Source organism: Acinetobacter sp. 1424608 (assembly GCF_000588255.1).
GTDB classification, from domain to species: Bacteria; Pseudomonadota; Gammaproteobacteria; order Pseudomonadales; family Moraxellaceae; genus Acinetobacter; species Acinetobacter nosocomialis.
Window position 1 is genome coordinate 23,925 of record NZ_JFXL01000025.1, and the last position, 19,771, is coordinate 43,695.

20 protein-coding genes are annotated in these 19,771 nt (G+C 40.4%); 2 read left to right on the top strand and 18 right to left on the bottom strand.

Going from position 1 to position 19,771, the window contains the following annotated elements:
* Window positions 1–5: 5 nt before the first annotated feature.
* Complete coding sequence (locus J678_RS20995; RefSeq protein WP_032027490.1) at window positions 6–1,247, bottom strand: acyl-CoA dehydrogenase family protein; 1,242 nt, start codon at window positions 1,245–1,247, stop codon at window positions 6–8.
* 88 nt (window positions 1,248–1,335) lie between these two features.
* Between J678_RS20995 and J678_RS21000 the strand changes: the two genes are divergently transcribed.
* Both J678_RS21000 and pcaU read left to right on the top strand, forming a co-directional pair.
* The gene (locus tag J678_RS21000) at window positions 1,336–2,256 is read left to right on the top strand and encodes a LysR family transcriptional regulator (RefSeq protein ID WP_017394049.1); all 921 of its coding nucleotides are present in this window, start codon (window positions 1,336–1,338) and stop codon (window positions 2,254–2,256) included.
* 42 nt (window positions 2,257–2,298) lie between these two features.
* Complete coding sequence (gene pcaU, locus J678_RS21005) at window positions 2,299–3,111, top strand: IclR family transcriptional regulator PcaU (protein ID WP_017394050.1); 813 nt, start codon at window positions 2,299–2,301, stop codon at window positions 3,109–3,111.
* 90 nt (window positions 3,112–3,201) lie between these two features.
* Here the strand turns inward: pcaU and J678_RS21010 are convergent, their stop codons facing one another.
* From J678_RS21010 to J678_RS21090, 17 genes are all read right to left on the bottom strand, one after another.
* The gene (locus J678_RS21010) at window positions 3,202–4,068 is read right to left on the bottom strand and encodes an MBL fold metallo-hydrolase (RefSeq protein WP_017394051.1); all 867 of its coding nucleotides are present in this window, start codon (window positions 4,066–4,068) and stop codon (window positions 3,202–3,204) included.
* 4 nt (window positions 4,069–4,072) lie between these two features.
* Window positions 4,073–4,486: a DUF6691 family protein gene (locus tag J678_RS21015; RefSeq protein WP_002048828.1), complete on the bottom strand. Its 414-nt coding sequence runs from the start codon at window positions 4,484–4,486 to the stop codon at window positions 4,073–4,075.
* Window positions 4,487–4,490: 4 nt separating this feature from the next.
* Window positions 4,491–4,904 carry a YeeE/YedE family protein gene (locus J678_RS21020; protein WP_000095339.1) on the bottom strand — a complete coding sequence of 138 codons (414 nt, stop codon included), beginning with the start codon at window positions 4,902–4,904 and terminating at the stop codon, window positions 4,491–4,493.
* A 135-nt stretch (window positions 4,905–5,039) separates the two neighbouring features.
* Window positions 5,040–5,507 (bottom strand): DUF6438 domain-containing protein, encoded by a 468-nt coding sequence (locus tag J678_RS21025; protein ID WP_002048825.1) that lies wholly within the window; start codon window positions 5,505–5,507, stop codon window positions 5,040–5,042.
* 630 nt (window positions 5,508–6,137) lie between these two features.
* A complete protein-coding gene (locus tag J678_RS21030) occupies window positions 6,138–8,567 on the bottom strand; it encodes a glucose/quinate/shikimate family membrane-bound PQQ-dependent dehydrogenase (protein WP_002048874.1) in 2,430 nt (809 codons plus the stop codon).
* A gap of 82 nt (window positions 8,568–8,649) precedes the next feature.
* Window positions 8,650–9,969, bottom strand: coding sequence for a carbohydrate porin (locus tag J678_RS21035; RefSeq protein WP_017394052.1), 1,320 nt, complete (start codon window positions 9,967–9,969; stop codon window positions 8,650–8,652).
* A gap of 61 nt (window positions 9,970–10,030) precedes the next feature.
* Window positions 10,031–11,482 carry a NosD domain-containing protein gene (locus J678_RS21040; protein WP_004886994.1) on the bottom strand — a complete coding sequence of 484 codons (1,452 nt, stop codon included), beginning with the start codon at window positions 11,480–11,482 and terminating at the stop codon, window positions 10,031–10,033.
* Window positions 11,483–11,501: 19 nt separating this feature from the next.
* On the bottom strand, window positions 11,502–12,329 hold the full coding sequence (gene aroD, locus J678_RS21045) for a type I 3-dehydroquinate dehydratase (protein WP_079377517.1): 828 nt from the start codon (window positions 12,327–12,329) through the stop codon (window positions 11,502–11,504).
* A gap of 69 nt (window positions 12,330–12,398) precedes the next feature.
* Window positions 12,399–13,028 carry a protocatechuate 3,4-dioxygenase subunit alpha gene (gene pcaG, locus J678_RS21050; RefSeq protein ID WP_002048841.1) on the bottom strand — a complete coding sequence of 210 codons (630 nt, stop codon included), beginning with the start codon at window positions 13,026–13,028 and terminating at the stop codon, window positions 12,399–12,401.
* A 14-nt stretch (window positions 13,029–13,042) separates the two neighbouring features.
* Window positions 13,043–13,768 (bottom strand): protocatechuate 3,4-dioxygenase subunit beta, encoded by a 726-nt coding sequence (gene pcaH / locus J678_RS21055; protein ID WP_000077913.1) that lies wholly within the window; start codon window positions 13,766–13,768, stop codon window positions 13,043–13,045.
* A gap of 10 nt (window positions 13,769–13,778) precedes the next feature.
* The gene (gene pcaC / locus J678_RS21060) at window positions 13,779–14,192 is read right to left on the bottom strand and encodes a 4-carboxymuconolactone decarboxylase (protein ID WP_017394054.1); all 414 of its coding nucleotides are present in this window, start codon (window positions 14,190–14,192) and stop codon (window positions 13,779–13,781) included.
* 15 nt (window positions 14,193–14,207) lie between these two features.
* Window positions 14,208–15,563: an MFS transporter gene (locus J678_RS21065; RefSeq protein ID WP_017394055.1), complete on the bottom strand. Its 1,356-nt coding sequence runs from the start codon at window positions 15,561–15,563 to the stop codon at window positions 14,208–14,210.
* 42 nt (window positions 15,564–15,605) lie between these two features.
* A complete protein-coding gene (pcaD, locus tag J678_RS21070; RefSeq protein ID WP_017394056.1) occupies window positions 15,606–16,391 on the bottom strand; it encodes a 3-oxoadipate enol-lactonase in 786 nt (261 codons plus the stop codon).
* Window positions 16,388–17,743, bottom strand: a complete 1,356-nt coding sequence (locus J678_RS21075) for a 3-carboxy-cis,cis-muconate cycloisomerase (protein WP_017394057.1) — start codon at window positions 17,741–17,743, stop codon at window positions 16,388–16,390. The genes pcaD and J678_RS21075 overlap by 4 nt, the downstream gene beginning before the upstream one ends.
* A gap of 2 nt (window positions 17,744–17,745) precedes the next feature.
* Window positions 17,746–18,957, bottom strand: coding sequence for a 3-oxoadipyl-CoA thiolase (pcaF, locus tag J678_RS21080; protein WP_017394058.1), 1,212 nt, complete (start codon window positions 18,955–18,957; stop codon window positions 17,746–17,748).
* Window positions 18,958–18,969: 12 nt separating this feature from the next.
* Window positions 18,970–19,623: a 3-oxoacid CoA-transferase subunit B gene (locus tag J678_RS21085; RefSeq protein WP_017394059.1), complete on the bottom strand. Its 654-nt coding sequence runs from the start codon at window positions 19,621–19,623 to the stop codon at window positions 18,970–18,972.
* Window positions 19,624–19,641: 18 nt separating this feature from the next.
* The coding region (locus J678_RS21090; RefSeq protein WP_000740140.1) for a CoA-transferase at window positions 19,642–19,771 on the bottom strand (130 nt) is incomplete at its 5' end.

A 19,771-nucleotide genomic window follows, 5' to 3' on the forward strand; every position in this document is an offset into this window, starting at 1 on the left:
TAAACTTATACTTTCTTATGACGACCATAACCACGTTTGGCCAACTCTAATTTGGCAATCATGCCTTTATGTACTTCATCTGGACCATCAGCTAAACGTAAACTGCGTGCTTGAGCAAAGAAACCTGTTAATGGTGTATCTCGTGAAACGCCTGCACCGCCATGTAGCTGAATTGCCATGTCGACTACTTTTTCTAATACCCTTGGAGCCACAACTTTAATTGCAGATATTTCTGTTAAAGCAGCCATGTTTCCTAAAGTATCCATTTTATAAGCAGCATACAAGGTTAAAAGTCTGGCTTGATCTATAGCTACTCGCGCATCGGCTACACGTTCGAGGTTCCCACCAAGTTTTAAAATTTCTTTGCCAAACGCCGTTCTAGACATGCCTCTATCAATCATAAGTTCTAGTGCTTTTTCAGCAGCTCCGATACAGCGCATGCAATGGTGAATACGCCCTGGCCCTAAGCGACCTTGTGCAATTTCAAAACCTTGGCCTGCACCACCAATAAAGTTTTCAAGAGGTACTCGAACATTTTTAAGGTGAACTTCACCATGTCCATGTGGTGCATCGTAATCACCAAACACAGGTAACATACGCTGAATTTCAACACCCGCTGTATCAATCGGTACTAAAACCATAGAGTGTTGGTGATGGCGATCTTTGGTTTCATCTGGGGTATGCGCCATAAAAATAATGACTTTGGCATTTGGATCACCTAAACCAGACGACCACCATTTTTTGCCATTTAAAACAATTTCATTTCCTTCGATGAGTGCAGTCGCTTGCATATTGGTTGCATCACTTGACGCAACATCTGGTTCAGTCATACAAAAAACAGAACGAATTTTTCCGTCCAATAAAGGCTGTAACCATTGTTGTTTTTGCTGTTCACTGCCATAGCGCCATAACACCTCCATATTTCCCGTATCTGGTGCATTACAGTTAAAAACGGTTGGTGCCAATAAACTGCGGCCAGTCAATTCAGCAATATGTGCATATTCTTGAACAGTTAACCCAGCACCTAGCTTTTCATCGGGTAAAAACATATTCCAAAGGCCTGCCTGTTTGGCTTTAGATTTTAGAGTTTCTAAAAGGTCTGGCCATTGCCATTTTTTCCAGTTTCCATCTGGATTTAACTCATGAACTTCTTCCCAAAATTTTGCTTCGACAGGTTCTATTTCTTCTTGCATAAATTTTTTAGTTCGCTCAGCAAAATCCTGAGCTTTTTTTGAGAGTTCAAACATTCTTTTTCCTTTACATCATTATCTGGTCTTTACATCAACATAACTTGAAACTTAATATGAATGAAATGATTTTATTAAATAATGTCTCATGAATAATATTCATAACCTACATGGCCTAGACTTAAGTTTTTTTCACCGAATTGATATCAATTTATATCCGCTTTTTATCGCGATTTATGAGCAAAAAAGTATTTCAAATGCGGCAAGTAGTCTCAATATTACACAATCGGCAGCAAGTCATGCTTTGCAGCGTTTACGCCAGCAACTTGAAGATGATGTATTTATACGTGTAGGTAATAAAATGTCTGCAACGCCTTTTGCAGAACAGATTTATCCAACTGTTAAGCAAGCACTTTTAACCATTCAAAATATTAGCCAGCAGAAACATGTGTTCGACCCAACAAGTTTAAAAAGCTTAAAAATCGCCGTGCATGACGAAATTGAGCCAATTATTCTCCCAAGGCTTGCTCAACATTTTCAAAATCTTAATTTAGATTTGCAGTTTGTCAGTATGAAACTCGATCGAAAACATATTATGGCGGACTTGGCTACACAACAGCTCGATTTCGTAATTGACCTAGAACAATACTTATCTCCAAAAATTACTTTTGATCATTTGGTAACAGATGAGTTCGTCATTTGCAGCCAACTTAAAGAAGTCGATTTATCTAGCTACATTAGTGGTAGACACATTGGTGTTTCATCACGCCGTACAGGTGCTTTACTTGAAGATATTTATTTAAACCAACACCAAAAAATCTCTAGAAATATATTTATGCGTTGTCAAAATTATTCAACGGCGTTACAAGTTTTGGGAGCTCAAGCCGACGCAATACTCACTATGCCGCGAATGATTTTGCAGCATTTATCTTATAGCCCTGATATTCAGCTACATTCTCTGCCTTTTGAGATGACCAATATTAAAATGGGTATGTTTTGGCACGAAGATTTGAGGGATAATTTAAGGCATCAATTTTTGCGACATGAAATTATTAAACTTTTTCAGTAAAGCAAATTGATCTACTAAGCTTCTATCGTACAAGGACCAGTAATGAGTAAAGATGAACGGATAATCCAGAATCAGGACAACAAAAAAACGATTCGTCATGAAGATTACATTGCTGGCATTGGTAAAGGCATGGCGATTTTAGATAGCTTTAGTAGTAATCAACATCGTTTAAACATTTCTATGGCGGCTGAAAAAACAGGACTCACCCGAGCAGCAGCAAGACGTCACTTATTAACTTTAGAATACTTAGGATATCTTGAGTCAGATGGTCACTATTACTATTTAACTCCAAAGGTACTCAAATTTTCAGGAGCTTATTTAGGTGCAGCTCAGCTTCCAAAAGTATCTCAACCTTTATTAAATCTTCTAACTAACCAAACCTCTCTCATTTATTCGGTGATGGTACTTGATGGTTATGAAGCGATTACCATTGCCCGTAGTGCTGCCCACCAACAAACTGACCGTGTAAATCCATATGGTTTGCACTTGGGTAACCGCTTGCCTACCCATGCAACTTCGGCGGGTAAAATTTTACTGGCACATTTAAGCCAAGAAGAACAATTGGACTGGCTTCAAAAGTATCCACTTCAGCGTTTAACTAAATATACGCATGTCGAAAATGATAAATTTTTAGAGTTACTAAAAGAAATCCGAGAACAAGATTGGTGTTATTCGCGTGAAGAACACGAATTAGGTGTTCATGCGCTCGCCGTACCAATTTATGGACAAGACTTTAAAGTGGTGGCTGCTTTAAATATTGTCTCTCCAACCATGAGAACAACTGAAGAATATTTAATTCAACATATTTTACCGTTATTGCAAGAGACTGCGCGGGATTTAAGACAAGTCCTTTAAATCTTACTTAGGCTATTTTCATAAAATGAATTTTATTTGCTTAGGCTATTTGAGAACCTAAAATGATCGGAATGAATGCTTAGGCTATTTCTAAAAGTAATTAAATGGGATTTTTAAATAGCGGATACCATTTGCTTCAGGTTCCAGAAAATTTCCACCGTTCATATTAATTTGAATTGAAGGCAGAATTAATTTTGGCATTGCCAAAGTCGCATCTCTTTCCTGACGCATTTTTATGAATGAGTCTTTGGAAACTCGTCGATTTAAATGGATATTGCTTTGTTTTTGAGTTTTTATATCAGTTTGACAGACATATTCATCACGACCTTCGGGCTTATAGTCATGACATAAAAACATACGCATATCGTCGGGAAGTGTGTAAAGTTTTTGTACCGAATCATAAAGTGCAGCAGCACTTCCTTTAGGAAAGTCGCATCTGGCCGAACCATAATCAGGCATGAATAAAGTATCACCTACAAAAACAGCATCACTGATCACATAGCTTAAGCACGCGGGTGTATGCCCTGGTGTAGGGATATTATAGGCTTCTATCTCCCCTATTTTGAAATGTTCATAATCTTCAAACAAATAGTCAAAGGGCTGATTTTCATTAAATTTCTTAAAATCAAAATTATAAATAGTCGAAAATGTTTCTTGTACAACTGAGATTTTTTGACTAATCGCAACTGTACCACCCAATTTAGATTTTAAATATTGAGCCGCAGTCATATGGTCGGCATGTACATGAGTTTCTAAAATCCATTGTACTTTGAAGTTTTGCGCCAAGACATAATCAATAATTAAATCAGCATTAGTCGTTTTTGTAGTGGCCGACGCGGGATCATAGTCAAGCACACTATCAATAATGGCGCATTGACGAGTCGCTAAATCCGCAACAACATAGCTAAAAGTATTGGTATTTTCATCAAAAAAATCTTTTACTAGAGGTTGTTGCATATCTTTAATTTCCTTTATTTAAAATTCGGAAAATAAACATTCCTACTAACATCGCGACAATAAAATAAAGTGCTTCAAAATGTCCTAATCCAACAAGAGTTAAGGCAGGCGCTGGACATATACCTGCTATTCCCCAGCCTATACCGAAAATAAAAGCGCCTACAATTAACCTTTGGTCAATCTGTGTATTCGTTGGTAATTGAATTTGTTCATTAAAAATCGTTTTTGGTTTTTTAATAGCCCTTTGAAACGGAATAAATGCCACAGCAATTGCACCTAGCATCACAAACATTAAGCTAATATCCCATTGCCCAAAAATATCTAGAAACCCTAAAACCTTTGCAGGGTTAGACATACCAGAAATCATTAACCCCAATGAAAACAAACCACCAAATATAAAAGCAAAGACATTTTTCATAAGATTACCCCAGCACATGGCGAATGATATAAACAGTCAGCATGCCAGCAAACATAAAAACTGCGGTCGCTATTATTGAGCGTTTTGATAGCCTGCTCATTCCACAAATGCCATGCCCACTTGTACATCCAGAGCCTAGCCGTGTTCCAAAACCAACAAGTAGCCCTGCCAGAATAAGTACAAATGAATTGGCTTTAATTTCGATTTCAGGCTGATAGAAATAACCATATATGAAAGGTGTAATCACGAGTCCTGCAATAAACCAGAATGCAGAACTTTTAAATATATCTCTAGATGGGCTAATGAATTGAGCAAGCAAACCACTAATTCCGGCTATACGACCATTTATATATAAATATCCAACTGTTGCGATACCGAGTAATAAACCACCCACAAAGGCATAGACAATACTTGACATATAAGCACTCTTAACAATATATGTTTTTATAATCTGTATTATACGCTGATTCTTTTAGAAATACTTAATATAAAACTTTTAAGTTTATAATTCTTCTTAACAAGAAAAAGCCCCAAGATTTTGGGGCTTTTATCATTAAATTAGATCTTTAATGCCTAATTGTTCAGGTAATTTTTCCATAACTTTATTTAATCTATTATTTGCTGGAGAGATACAACCTGTGTAATGGCTTAATTTTGTTTCTGTACCATTTGGTTGAATCCAAGTAATGTAATAGCTAGACATGTCAGTTGCAGTTTGCTGGCAACCCGCAGTTTTAGATTGAGTTCCTGTTTGAGGACGATAAGTTTTTAATTCATCAGCAAGTTTTTGATAATCTTTTACGCTACCTTGGATTTCTTTAACACCAAGTGTTTTTGTATATTGTTTACCTTCAAAACGAATTAAGCCTGTAGGCGCCACTTCTACTGAATAAATTGGACATGCGCCGAAACATGGACTAGAAGCATAACGAATGGTTTCTTGTGTATTAGGTGCTTGTTGAACAGAAGCACAACCCATTAAAGCCAAACCGGATAAAGTTGCAAGAACTAAAAATCTCATTACATCACCTATTATTATCAAGTGGCTTTAATCTAACAAATCAGATCCAAATTGTCATTAAAGACTCATTTTTCATATCTTTATTTAATAAGACTTAGGCTATTTTTAATTTTATAAAGAAATTGTAATACAAAGCACATAAAAAAAGGCCCATCTTTCGATGAGCCTTAAGCCAATTAAAGCTTAAATTCCTGAAATACAAATTATTACTGGGTAGTAATAACCTGCGCCAACCATTCTATAGTAATGCAATACATTATTTAAATATAATATAAGTATATATTTACGCTTGTTTTTCCAACAAAAAAAACATGTTTTTCAAGCCTAAAAAGCTAATAATGTTTATTTTTAATTAAAATTCACAATCTTAAGTTAAACAAAACTTAATAAACTTATTAATCTTATTTATAGGTAAAACATTATAAAAAAATGCTTAATAGTTCGGCTATCTCTAGCGTTCAGAATAAAACATTTATAGGTATATTTTAAGTTTAGCAATAACTTCAAGCACTTTTTTACTATTTGGTAAAGCTATCTCACTAAAATTATAGAATTTCCGCGAACACTCTAATAGAAAAAAGATATTAAAAAATAAGGGCAAAAGAAAATTTATCCTTTTGCCCTCTTTAATTACTTCTCTAAACTATATGCGATCACATAATCACCATGGTCCGGAGACTGACGTGCACCGCCCGCGGTAACCACTACATACTGTTTACCTGTTTTAGGTGAGACATAGCTGATTGGTGTACCTTGGCTACCTACTGGCATACGTGACTTCCACAGCTCTTTACCTGTAGATGAATCAAAAGCACGCAAGTAGTAATCTTGAGTTGCAGCAAAGAAGACTAAGCCACCTTGAGTTGCCATCGGTCCACCAATAGTCGGCATACCAATCGGTGCTTTTAAGCCCATCTTAATACCTAAAGGTCCAGTATCTTCAACTGTGCCAAGTGGTACTTGCCATGCAACCTGACGAGTTTTCATATCAATTGCAGTCATGGTACCAAATGGTGGTTTTTGACATGGAATACTTAAAGCAGACATAAAGCGGTTTTTATTCACTTTATATGGTGTACCTTTCATTGGTACAGCCCCCATACCTGTATTTACTTTTTCACCGCCACTCGCCTGAATCTTAATATCTTCAGGGGTTTGTTTAATGAGTTGAACCCATAAACCAAGACGCATGTCGTTTACGAACATGTAACGATGAGTCGGGTCAAAAGCAATACTTCCCCAGTTCATGCCACCTAAAGAACCAGGAAAACTTAATGAAACATCAGTACCCGGTGCAGTAAATAAACCTTCGTAACGCATTGACTTAAAGTTAATACGGCACATGAGCTGATCAAACGGTGTAGCACCCCACATATCTGACTCAGTTAAAGTCTGATTACCAATTTGAGGCATTTCAACTGAACGTGGTTGAGTTAAACTATATTGCTCACCCGGAATATTCGCAGCTTTCACTGGCTGTTCAATCACTTTAGTAAGTGGTTTACCAGTTACACGGTCAAGAACAAAGAATTGGCCTGATTTAGTTCCAATCACAACAGCTGGCTTAGTCGTACCATCTTTTAATGGAAAGTCGACTAGACTTGGTTGCATTGGTAAATCAAAGTCCCATAAGTCATTATGAACAGTTTGATATACCCACTTTTCTTTACCCGTTGTCGCATCGAGTGCCAACACAGAAGTATTGTATTTGTGATCTAACGGATTACGGTTACCACCCCAAATATCAACAGATGAACTCCCCATAGGTAAGAACACTGTATTCATTTGTGGGTCATACGACATAGCGGCCCAAGAGTTTGCCGAACTACGTTTATACGTTTCACCTGGTTTTAGAACATGGTTAGGATCAGGGTTACGAGGGTCAAATGCCCAGCGGAGTTTACCTGTAATCACATCATAACCACGGATTACGCCACCCGGCATATCTGCTGCCACGTTATCTGCGATACGGCTGCCGACTACAATAGTAGTACCTGCTATCGTTGGTGCAGAAGTCACTTCAAAACGTGGAGCTTTTGTTCCATCGCCTAAGCCTTCGAGCAGGTTAACTGTTCCATTCACACCAAAGTCAGCACAACGTTCACCAGTATCTGCATTGACTGCAATTAAACGAGCATCGGGAGTATTAGTATATACACGGCGTGGACATGCTGTGTTGGCCGCAACAGTAGTGACCGGAGTTGCACCAGCTAAAGTTGGTTGTACAAGCGTTTTTGTTGAATCAAAGTATGCAACACCACGGCAACGCTCCCAAGCATCGGCCTTAGAGTTCACCTCAGCTTTCCAAAGCTGTTTACCCGAATCAGCATCTATTGCAAAAATATTGTTATGCGGCGTACATAAAAAGACTTTATTTCCAACTTGTAGTGGGGTCATTTGGTCTTCAGCACCATTACCGCTACCCGTTGTAAAATCACCTGTTCTAAAGCGCCATGCTTCTTTTAACTTATGAACGTTATCTCGATTAATTTGATCGAGAGCAACAAAGCGACTACCGCCAGAATCATTACCATAATTTTCCCAATTCACCTGTTTTTTAGCAGGATCAACTGGCACTAAAGGTAGCTTTTGACCTGAGCTTGCTACTGTCGGGTGCGGTTGAAACATTTGGTAAAGCGCAATCAACATACCAACAACAACTAGTCCACCAACAGCATACGCTGAAGATGCTGAACCATTTTGAAATTGGTAACGTCGAATTGAAGGTAAGGTAAATAACAACGCAGCAAAAAGACCAGCAGGAAACATTAAGCGCGAGAATAACGGCCAAAATTCCCATCCAGCGTCAATCAGTGACCAAATTACCGTACCGATAAAAACAACTGCAAAAATCCAGACACCAAGTGCTTTTTTACGGAAGATACTAATTGCCGAAATGGTTATAAACAGTCCTGAGATAAGGAAATACCAAGAACCGCCGAGTGATACTAGTTTTCCACCACCTACAATGTAAAAAACACCGGTAGCCAATAAAACTAGACCTAGAATAAAACACCATATTTTGAATAAGATATGAAACTTAGAATCTGACTCAGACATAGATCCTACTCCACATATACTGAACACAAATAGTTCAAGCATTTGGGCCAGTTAAACTATGTCTAACCAGCCATCAATATTGTTAAAAATTAACTTTTACACTCAAACCCGCCACCCAAGCATCATCAACTTCTTTTACACCAGCAGGTTGATGGATATATTGAATATTTGGTCGCAGCATGACGGCCGGAGACCATTGATAGGTATAGTTCAATTCAACGTTTAGTTCGTCGTCCTGAATTGGAATATAGTTAGATGCGATCGGATCATAGCTATAATATCCACGGCTTTCATTTGTCGCGATCTGCTTATCTTTAGCACGGTCATTAACGACATAATTGGCAATACCAAAACCAATTGAATCATTTGGTCGGCTGTCAAATGGCCCCTTATACCAAAGTGCAAGTTGTTGTGTACTTTGTACAAAGGTCGTTGCTTTATCATTTACAACGCCATTAAAACTTACATATAAACCGCGTTTCGGATCTTGGCCGGCATGGCTAAGTTGTTGCTGCGCATTAATCCAGAAGCTTTGTTTTCCGTCATGAACTTTACCTGCAGTTTTAATATCATTTGCTTCTGCGGTTGAGTAAAGTGCACCTACTTTATATTCACCCGGTAAACCATTGAAAGCAGCAAGTTTTGGTTTCCATGCAAGTTCAACCGGTATAGTAGCGCCCTTGACGTTATTCATATCCAGATTAAAACCATCACTGTTTGATTCGGTTTTAATATTGTCTGGATTGACCTCATACACGCCAACACCTAAAGTCCACTCAGGTGCAAACTGATATTTAACGTTTGCAGCCCAAACACCAACTGGTGAGTTATACCAAATTGAACCAATTGATTTTCCTAACTGCCCACCACAAAGCAATAAGTTCTGAAACTCACATTGAGAACTATTAAAGTCCTCTGACATTCCCATACGACCAGCTTTGACTTGTACGGTATTATCAGCAAAGCCTTTTTTTATCCATGCTTGAGATAAACGCCAGATTTTGCCACGACCATAAATCTCTTGTGCGTTACCAAGTTGGCTAGAGCGTGGGTCTTTAATACGCTCTAAAGTAAGCGCATTACCGTCACGTTTAGTCACAACTAAGCTCGCGGTTGTATCTTTCCATCCAGCAATTTTGTCTAAATCGAAAGTTGCACCCAAAGAAAGCTGCGCAGCATTCTCAAAAGTATTGCTGTCGTTATACCCACCATCTAAATTTGTGGCAGCTTGGCTCATGATAGAAGCTGTAAATTTATAACCCTGTTGCTCTAATTGTTGACGCTCACCATTCCAGTCACCCAGTAACCATTGGCGGTCTTGTGACCAAGGCTCATTAGCAAGTGCAAATTGGCTACCTAATACAGCAATTGTTAATACACTCAGTTTGATTACGTTTGGCATTTCAAGTCCCTTTTATCTTTTCTAAAATGCGCCCCCTGTTTTGAGGCGCTTTATTTTTTTGTTATTTAACTTGCACAAACCCAAGCTCAGAAGTTGCACCAAAGTGATCCGTTACATTTGCTGTAATTGAGGCAACTTTGACTGTTGGCTTCCAATTGGCTTTTGCGTTGCCTTGTACGTCTGTGGCAACTGTTATAGTCCCTAAATACTGCTCAGCTTCTTTTGATGTCGTACTCTGGTTGCCAAAAAACTCAACTTGGTAACGTTGGTTTGGTAAACCATTTACCTCTATATTAACTGAACCTTTATTTGCTGTTAACTTAGGCGCTTTAATACCCTGATTCGGCTGCGCATTACAGCCTTGTTCATTTGGCTGAGTACATGTTTTTTGTAGTTTAGATGGCTCAATCACCACACCACCACCACGAGAACCAACAAATCCTTCATGCTCAAGCGCAGGAACTCCAAATACAATTGCACCTAAACGCTGATTTGGTACACATGAACCACCTGCTTCACAGCGTTTAATATCTTTACCGTTGTCCCAAATTAGGTTTTTCGTCAGTGTAATTCTTGCATTTGCATCTTTCTCTGAGCGAATGGCAACACCAATACGATTGCCATGCACTTTATTGCTATCAAGAATATTGCCATCACCCGTCATGTTAAAACCAATCGAGTTATTGGTCATTTCGTTGTAGGCAATATAGTTACGCTTACCCCAGTTAATCTGTAAGCCATCCGAATAATTTTCAAACTTGTTTCCAACTACAGCATTGTCATTGCCCCACAAGATTTCAATACCTTGTGATGGCTCTGGATTTACTTTGGTAGAAACAAAATGGTTATTTGCAATCAGGTTAAATGCTGCACCACGTGTCAGTTCTAAACCATCACCATTGTCTTGGAAAATGTTATCTAAAACTTTGTTGTTATTAGTCGTGGTTGCAGTTGGATTGCCTTTACCATCATCGCCCGTGATCATGACCCCAGCTCCACCATAGTTATTACTAATACGGTTGTGTTGAATGAGGTTATTGCTTGAACGGTTAACCAATACGCCAATGCAGAACCGGTGGATATCTAGGCCTTTTAAAGTCACGTTATTGACATCACGTAGTACAAAACCCGGTAAAGTCATAGTACGTACATTGGTACCATACTGCTCAGGATTTGCTCCCGGGCAAGCTTTTGCACCTTCACCTTTAATATAATTTGAACCATCAATTGCAATGTATTCACCAGTTTTATCCCATTGGGTACCAATAATTTTGATAGGCGCTTTAATTTCAGGAAGCGGGCTGTTTAATTTAATTGCATAAGGTGCTTTGCCTACTGCTTGAATCAAGATATCGCTAGCTTCGCTTGGGTTTGCATTGGCTTGTTCAATTGCCCAGCGTAAAGAGCCTTTGTTGCTATCATCTTGATAACGGTCAACTACATAAGTTTGTGCTGCAGCTACTCCTGAAACCATCAAACCTAATGCAAGAGTAGTTAAACGTAATGTATTCATTTCATCATATCCTTATGATTTATGGGTTTGTTGGTTGAACGGTTTGTAAAATCTGTTTGAGCTTAGTCACATCAATTTGACCCGGTGCAGAAGCCTGACCAATCATGCCAAAGCTATAACTTCCGCCCATATTGGCAGTTGCAACACGAGAAATCGTACCTAATTGGCCCATCGACATCGTCAATAAAGGTTTAGTGGTCTGCTGGCTTACCTTTAAAGTTGCATTCATTAAAGTGAAAACATCTTGTTTAGATTTAGGCATTACAGCAATTTTGAGAACATCTGCGCCCATTTGATCTTGTTTTAACAAGCGTTTTTCAATTTCATCTTGGCTTGGTGTTTTTTGGAAGTCGTGATTAGACATGACAACGAGCACTTTCTTTTGATGTGCTTTTTGAACAATTTCTGAAACTACTTTTTGATTACGGAACATTTCAACATCTAACCAGTCCATGAACGGATTTTTTAAGTAAGCTTGATAGGTCTTACCATAATCCGCATCACTAATTTCAAGCTGACCTCCTTCGTTTTTCGTACGAATGGTGGCAATCAATGGCTTGTTGCCTAAAATCTTTTTCAACTCATGACCTAAGGCAATGACTTGTTTTGTATCGCTGGCAAAGCTTAATAAATCGATACGGAACTCTGCCAAATCAGCATCTGCTGTGTTTGCAATCACTTGAGCCTGTGCCAGAGCTTGTTCTTTGGTTTTTGCGGTAATCGGAACAATCGTTTTAACAGCTGTAGATGCAGTTTGTGTTTGAGCAGCCAAAACGACAGGTTCAGCATTTGCCTGTGCTGTAAAAAATGGGACTACAAGCAAACTTAGGCTTAATAATGTTTTCATGTTCATAGAATTCATCCTTAAAAAGGCTACACACATCCTTGAATAATCAGGTGTAGCCTTAGGTGTTTCTTAAATATCAAAAAATACAGTTTCATCATCGCCTTGAATGCGAATATCGAAGCGATAAACAACTTCACCATTTTCTTCAAAACGTTTCGCAATAAGTGTTTGGCGACGTGGTGCCCATTCAATACTATTTAGAATTGGGTCGTTAGCATTTGCCTCAGCTTCATCGTCAAAATAAACACGTGTATGAAGACCTAAGTTAATACCGCGAGCGAAAATGACTAATGCAATATGTGGTGCCTGAGTTGAGCCTTTACGGCCTGCTGTCGCGCCCGGTTTAATCGTATTGAAGCTCCAAATACCTGTTTCAAAGTCTGCACCTGTACGACCCCAGCCGTGAAATGCAGGATCAGCTTTTTGCTCCCGTGTATCGGCATGACTTGGGTAGATACCATTTGCATCGGCCTGCCAAATCTCGATAAGCACATCACGTAAAGGTAGACCTAACCCGTCAAACACTTGACCTTCAAGACGAATACGTTCACCTTGAGTCTGGTCTTGTACTAATTGGTTATTAAAGTTGTTTTCAAACACTTCGATATTTGCTTGTTGTGGCAATAACCCAATATGAACGTAAGGACCACCTGTTTGAGATGGAGTTTCTTTTAATTCCTGAAAATTCCAGTTATTCATGCTCGTGCTCCCGATTAAGTCAATTCATTTTCGAAGTAAGTCGCTCGACGACCACGCAAAGTGATGTCGAAACGGTAACAACGGCTATCGGCTTCGATAAAGTTGTTTTTATCTTCTAGTGCAATCAATGCACGACGTTGATCTTCAGAAGGAATTGTTTTTAAGATCGGGCAAGTATCGATGAGCGTGTCGCCTTCAAAATAAAATTGCGAAATCAAACGCTGCGCCCAACCATCAGCAATTAATGAGAAATGAATATGGGCAGGACGCCATTCATTAATACGGTTACGCCATGGGTACGGACCCGGTTTAATGGTACGGAAAATATAAAAACCGTTTTCATCTGTTAAGGTACGACCACAACCACCAAAGTTAGGGTCCATTGCACCAATAAACTTGTCATTTGGATGGCGGTAACGACCAGAAGCATTGGCTTGCCATACTTCTAGAAGTGCATTTTTTACAGGACGACCAAACTGATCACGAACATAGCCATGAACAATGACACGCTCACCAATTGGCAAACCATCTTTGGCATAGTTCAAAATCAAATCGTTATCTTTTGGACCAAATAGATTTGAAGAAAAATGCGGTGCAGTAACTTCAGTTAAAGTCTCGTTAATAGAGATCAATGCATTTTTTGGCGAACGCAATACACTTGTTTTATAACCTGGCGTATACGCTGGTGGATGATCATCTGTATTACGTTGGGCGTAGGCACCCCAGCTATGTTGTGACATCTTTATCTCCTTAATCCTGTTCTTTCGCTGCAATTGGGTTTACTACTATTCCCAACTCTTTAAAGACTTCTTCAGCCATGTGCATTGCAGCGTTTGCAGCAGGTAAACCTGCATAGAGTGAACTGTGTAAGATCAGCTCTTTTAAATCTTCTTTGGTTACACCATTGTTGAAACAAGCACGTAAATGCATGCGTAGTTCATCTTCACGGCCCAGTGCCAATAAAATTGCGATAGTCACTAAACTACGTGTATGACGTGGCAAGCCCGGACGCGACCACACCTCACCCCATGCGTAACGGCTAATAAAATTTTGAAAATCTTGGTTAAAGTCATTTAGGTTTTGCAAAGACCGACCAACATGCTTTTCACCTAAAACTTCAGTCCGCAATTCAATGCCTTGTTTATAGCGTTGTTCATCATTCATTGTGATAGACCTCTATTAAGTTGCATCGGTATGCGCAACAAGTGATTTAACAAATACAGCAACAGCCGCAGCAGTCGCTGGAATTAGTAATAAACTGAGAATAGCGGTGAATGACCAATCATTACCGAGTAGCACCGCACCAATCCATGCACCAAATACCGCACCAAAACGTCCAATACCAGTCATCCAAGAAACACCCGTTGCACGGCACTGAGTTGGATAGAAGCGTGCACTTAACGCAGGCATCGAAGATTGCGCACCATTAATGGCGATACCCGCACAAAGCACTAATACTGCAAGTAAGGTTGAGTTGCCTAAGCTTTGACCGACCGCAATTGCAAATAGACCTGCGGCAAAGTAGAAAATGGCGATGACTCGGTTTGGGTTGAATTTGTCCATTGCCCAGCCAATGAACAATGCGCTTACCACACCGCCGAACTGGAACAAACCTCCAATAAATGCAGCACGCTCCATCGAAGCACCTGTTTCACGCATAAGTGTTGGTAACCAGCTTGTCAGCAAGTACACAACCACGAGTCCCATGAAGTAAGTTACCCAAAGTAAAATTGTTCCTTTGGCATATGGCTTAGAAAACATAATTCCAAAGACATTTTTCTTTTGAGCTGTTTCAGTTTTTTCTTCAGGAACGTGAAATGCAGTCGCATTCTGAATTTGTGTTGGCGCGATATGATTTAAAATTTTGCGAACTTTTTCTGGATTCTTACCTTTCACGATTAAGAAGCGGTAAGACTCAGGTAGCACTACAATCACTAAAATCATTAAAATTAAAGGTGACCAGCCGCCGAGCAAAAATAAGCTATGCCAACCATAAGTCGGGATAAGCCAGCTACTAATAAAACCGCCAGTAGCCATACCCAAGTTGTAGCCACAGAACATACATGTCACGAGTAATGAACGAATGCGGGTTGGACAGTACTCAGAAAATAAAGTGGTGGCATTTGGCATTGCTGCACCAAGGCCAATACCGGTTAAAAAACGTAAAACGACAAGGCTATTCAAGTTGGTTGCATAAGCAGATGCCAAAGTAAATCCACCGAACACAAGCATTGCCACAGCTAAAACAACTTTTCGCCCGAAACGGTCCGCTGTCGGACCAGAAACTAAAGCGCCAATAATCATTCCACCAAGTGCTGCACTCATCACTGGTCCTAACTGAGAACGATCAATTCCCCAGTCTTGTGCCAATGCTGGTGCAATAAAGCCCATCGCAGCTGTATCAATACCATCAGTAAAAATAATTAAGAAACAGATGATTGCGATCATCCATTGATATTTACTAAGTGGAGCATCATTAATCAGTGCTTGAGCATCGATGCTTTTGTTTGGTGTAGCGTAATCCTGAGACGCCATATTTGCCTCCTTAAGGCCAATTCCTTTTAAATTACTAAGCGATTAGATTTGCTGAATAAACCTAGTCAATTCCTGTGTAAATCTCTGTGGTTGCTCAATATTAGAAAGATGAGATGCTTCGAGTTTTGCTAACTGGCTGTTCTTAATTGCCTTCTGCATAAATTCGGCATCTGCTACTGTAGTTACCGGATCTTCTGTTCCTGCAATCAGCAGTACTGGAATTTGAATTTGTGCAATTTCATCTCTTAAATCGGCATACGCTAAAGCACGACATGCGTTGGCATAACCTTGTGCTGGTGTGTTTGCCAGACTTTGAATCGTCGTCTGTGCAACAATATTATGTTGATAGTCGAATTTTTCACTGAACCAGCGGGTATGCGTGGTTTTAACCAGCTCAGCTAAACCATTTTGTTCTACCGATTCAGCACGACTTAACCAAGCTTCAGTCTGACCAATTTTGGCTGCCGAGTTTGCAACTGTAATGCTATTAAAACGATTTTGATGATGAATACCCAACCAAAGCCCTGTAATTCCGCCCATTGAAATGCCACAAAAATGAGCTTTTTCAATATTCAAGGCATCTAAAATATCAACAACATCTTCAGCTAAGTTTTGCAATGTGGTATCACTAATTACATCACTTTCACCATGACCACGTGTGTCGTATGTAATGACATTAAAATGACTTTTTAACTCATTCAGTTGAGGTTGCCACATACGATGGTCTGTTCCTAATGAATTAGAAAACACAAGCACAGGAGCATCTTTTAGACCATCTGTATAAACTGCTAACTGTTTTCCTTGACGATTACGAATAGTCTGTTTCACTTTGACTCTCCTTGTGCTTCTTGCAAAACCGCATCAATCTGTTGCTGAATATTGCCTAAATAATTTTCTGGTTTAAAAATATCTCGTATTTCTTGCTGGCTAAACTGTCCTTTTACTTCATCTAGTTGGCTAACAACATCAAACAAATGCTGGTTTTGTGCTACCGCTGTCTTACATGCAGCTTCAACTAAATGATGAGCATTTAAACGGCCAATCTTGGGAGCAAGTGCCATCATCACAGCTTCTGCCATAATTAATCCGTTGGTACACTCAAGGTTCTGTTGCATATGCTCAGCATTAACTTCAAAACCTTGTAGAACTTCATTAGTACGGCTTAATGCTCCAGCACAAAGCTGAAAGATTTCTGGAACTGCTAACCATTCTGCATGCCATGCACCTAAACTCCGTTCATGTTCCTGTACCATGCTTTGATAAATGCTAGACATCAGCGCTGGTACACGATTCGCTGCTGCAAGTACTGAAGCTGCTGCGACTGGATTACGCTTATGAGGCATGGTCGATGAACCACCACGACCCTTTGCGGTTGGCTCAAACAACTCTGCAATTTCAGTTTGCATCATGAGTGACCAGTCGCGTGCCATCTTGCCCGTATTCCCGACAATCATGCCAAGCACACTTGCAATTTCTACAATACGGTCACGCTCACCATGCCATGTACTTGTTGGTACAGTCAGATTCAGTTGCTTCGCAAATGCGCTGACCACAAGCGAACCTTGGTCTTGCAAAGAAGCTAATGAACCCACAGCACCGCCTAACTGAGCAGTGAGCACACGTGATTTCATAGCTTGTATACGGTCTAAATCACGTTTAAATGCAGAAGCCCAACGAGCAAGTTTATATCCCAACGTAATTGGTAAAGCTTGTTGTAACCATGTACGTCCAATCATGACCTGATGGCGATATTGCTTGGCTTGCTGTAATGCAGTCGCATAGCATTGTTGAATTTGAGCTTCCACAATATTTAACGCATCACGGCATTGCAAAATACAAGCTGTGTCTAAAATATCCTGACTGGTTGCACCCCAATGCATATAGCGGGAAGCATCCTCATCCACATCTTTAACAATTGCTGTAAGCTGTTTTACAAATGGAATTGCGATATTCCCAGCTAAACCAGTTGCTACCGCTAAAGCGGAAAAATCAAACTTTTCTAGCGCCTGCTCACCTACTTGAGCAATGGTATTTGCTGCATTTTGAGGAATCACGCCAACTTGTGCCTGCGCTTGGGCTAACGCAACTTCAACCTGAATCATGTATGCGATTAAGGATGAGTCACTAAAGATGTCTATGACGTCTTTTTGGTAAAACAAGCTGGCATATAACTGACTCATGATTAGACTCTCTCAATAATCAAAGCAATACCTTGTCCCACACCAATACACATTGAACATAAGGCATAACGGCCGCCTGTTTGCTCAAGCTGGTTTAAGGCAGTGGTTACGAGGCGTGCACCTGATGCACCAAGCGGATGACCTAATGCAATTGCTCCACCGTTTGGATTTACCTTGTCAGAGTTGTCTGGTAAATCTAAATCACGAGTCACTGCCAAAGCCTGTGCAGCAAAGGCTTCATTGAGCTCAATTACATCCATCTGCTCTAAAGTCAGGTTGGCTTGTTTAAGTAATTTTTTAATGGCTGGTGCTGGAGCAAAACCCATAATACGTGGTTCTACACCCACTGCTGTTGAAGCAATTATCTTGGCACGTGGTTTTAAGTTGTAAGCCTGAACTGCATCATCAGAAGCAATCAGCAATGCGGCTGCACCATCGTTGATGCCTGAAGCATTACCCGCAGTAACTGTACCATCTGCTTTCACAACAGGTTTAAGTTTGCTTAAACCTTCAAGTGTGGTGGATGCACGTGGATGTTCATCAGTATCAATCACAACAGCCTCACCCTTACGCTGAGGGATTTCAACTGCCACAATTTCTTTAGAAAAAAAGCCTTTGGCTTGCGCGCTTGCGGTGCGTTGTTGGCTCACCAAGGCAAACTGGTCCTGATCTGCACGATTGACGTTGAACTGTTCAGCCACGTTTTCGGCAGTCTGGGGCATGGTGTCTACACCATACAATTCTTTAAGTTTTGGGTTAATGAAGCGCCAACCCATTGTGGTGTCTTCAATCTTCTGGCTGCGGCCAAAAGCACTGTCTGACTTACCCATCACATAAGGTGCACGGCTCATGCTTTCCACACCACCTGCAATTACCAGGTTTGCTTCGCCAGCTTTAATGGCACGTGCAGCAATAGCAATGGCATCGAGTGATGAACCACACAAACGGTTAATGGTGGTTGCCGGAACCTGATAAGGTAACCCAGCAAGCAGTGCTGACATACGGCCCACGTTACGGTTATCTTCACCGGCTTGGTTGGCACAACCATAAATCACATCATCGACCTGTTCCCAATCTACACTTGGGTTACGCTGCATAAGAGCTTTAATCGGCACAGCGCCAAGGTCATCGGCACGGATAGGTGCAAGGCCACCGGCATAACGGCCGAATGGAGTGCGGATGGCATCGATGATATAAGCGTTTTTTAATGTCATTTCCCTACTTCCTTACCCTTGAGTCGCATCAATCAAAGTCGCACCCGTTAAAGCCTGTAACTCATCAAAGCTAAGACCTTCAACTTTCTCAATCACCTTTAAACCATCTTTGGTCACATCAATTACACAAAGATCGGTGTAAATACGATCCACACAGTGCTTACCCGTTACCGGATAGCTCAGCTCAGCCACAATTTTCGGCTCGCCTTGCTTGGTGACATGGTCTGTAGTGATAAATACTTTCTTGGCACCAACTGCCAAATCCATCGCACCACCCACCGCAGGAATCGCATCCGGCGCACCTGTATGCCAGTTCGCCAAGTCACCATTGGCTGCAACCTGAAATGCACCAAGTACCGCTATATCAAGGTGACCACCACGCATCATCGCAAATGAGTCACCATGGTGGAAAAAGCTGCCGCCTTCAAGCATGGTCACAAACTCTTTACCCGCATTAATCAGTTCAGGGTCTTCTTCACCTGCAGCTGGTGGTGGGCCAAATGCCAATAGTCCATTTTCAGAATGAAGGAAAATATCTTTATCGTTAGGTAAGTAGCTGGCAATTTTAGTCGGTAAGCCAATGCCCAAGTTCACATAGGCACCATCGGGAATATCTTGTGCCACACGTTGTGCAATCTGGTCACGGCTGAGTTTCTGATAGCTCATGTTATTTCTCCTTATTGCTTACTGTGCGGGCTGTACTTGTACAACATGCTGTACAAAGATACCTGGGGTGATGATGTGCTCAGGGTCTAATCCACCCAGCTCCACCACTTCAGAAACCTGAGCAATGGTGACATCCGCAGCCATGGCC

Bases quoted from the DNA above. Each gene is read 5' to 3' on its own strand.
- J678_RS20995 (WP_032027490.1), bottom strand. From the start codon at position 1,247: ATGTTTGAACTCTCAAAAAAAGCTCAGGATTTTGCTGAGCGAACTAAA.
- J678_RS21000 (WP_017394049.1), top strand. From the start codon at position 1,336: ATGAATAATATTCATAACCTACATGGCCTAGACTTAAGTTTTTTTCAC.
- pcaU (WP_017394050.1), top strand. From the start codon at position 2,299: ATGAGTAAAGATGAACGGATAATCCAGAATCAGGACAACAAAAAAACG.
- J678_RS21010 (WP_017394051.1), bottom strand. From the start codon at position 4,068: ATGCAACAACCTCTAGTAAAAGATTTTTTTGATGAAAATACCAATACT.
- J678_RS21015 (WP_002048828.1), bottom strand. From the start codon at position 4,486: ATGAAAAATGTCTTTGCTTTTATATTTGGTGGTTTGTTTTCATTGGGG.
- J678_RS21020 (WP_000095339.1), bottom strand. From the start codon at position 4,904: ATGTCAAGTATTGTCTATGCCTTTGTGGGTGGTTTATTACTCGGTATC.
- J678_RS21025 (WP_002048825.1), bottom strand. From the start codon at position 5,507: ATGAGATTTTTAGTTCTTGCAACTTTATCCGGTTTGGCTTTAATGGGT.
- J678_RS21030 (WP_002048874.1), bottom strand. From the start codon at position 8,567: ATGTCTGAGTCAGATTCTAAGTTTCATATCTTATTCAAAATATGGTGT.
- J678_RS21035 (WP_017394052.1), bottom strand. From the start codon at position 9,969: ATGCCAAACGTAATCAAACTGAGTGTATTAACAATTGCTGTATTAGGT.
- J678_RS21040 (WP_004886994.1), bottom strand. From the start codon at position 11,482: ATGAATACATTACGTTTAACTACTCTTGCATTAGGTTTGATGGTTTCA.
- aroD (WP_079377517.1), bottom strand. From the start codon at position 12,329: ATGAAAACATTATTAAGCCTAAGTTTGCTTGTAGTCCCATTTTTTACA.
- pcaG (WP_002048841.1), bottom strand. From the start codon at position 13,028: ATGAATAACTGGAATTTTCAGGAATTAAAAGAAACTCCATCTCAAACA.
- pcaH (WP_000077913.1), bottom strand. From the start codon at position 13,768: ATGTCACAACATAGCTGGGGTGCCTACGCCCAACGTAATACAGATGAT.
- pcaC (WP_017394054.1), bottom strand. From the start codon at position 14,192: ATGAATGATGAACAACGCTATAAACAAGGCATTGAATTGCGGACTGAA.
- J678_RS21065 (WP_017394055.1), bottom strand. From the start codon at position 15,563: ATGGCGTCTCAGGATTACGCTACACCAAACAAAAGCATCGATGCTCAA.
- J678_RS21075 (WP_017394057.1), bottom strand. From the start codon at position 17,743: ATGAGTCAGTTATATGCCAGCTTGTTTTACCAAAAAGACGTCATAGAC.
- pcaF (WP_017394058.1), bottom strand. From the start codon at position 18,957: ATGACATTAAAAAACGCTTATATCATCGATGCCATCCGCACTCCATTC.
- J678_RS21085 (WP_017394059.1), bottom strand. From the start codon at position 19,623: ATGAGCTATCAGAAACTCAGCCGTGACCAGATTGCACAACGTGTGGCA.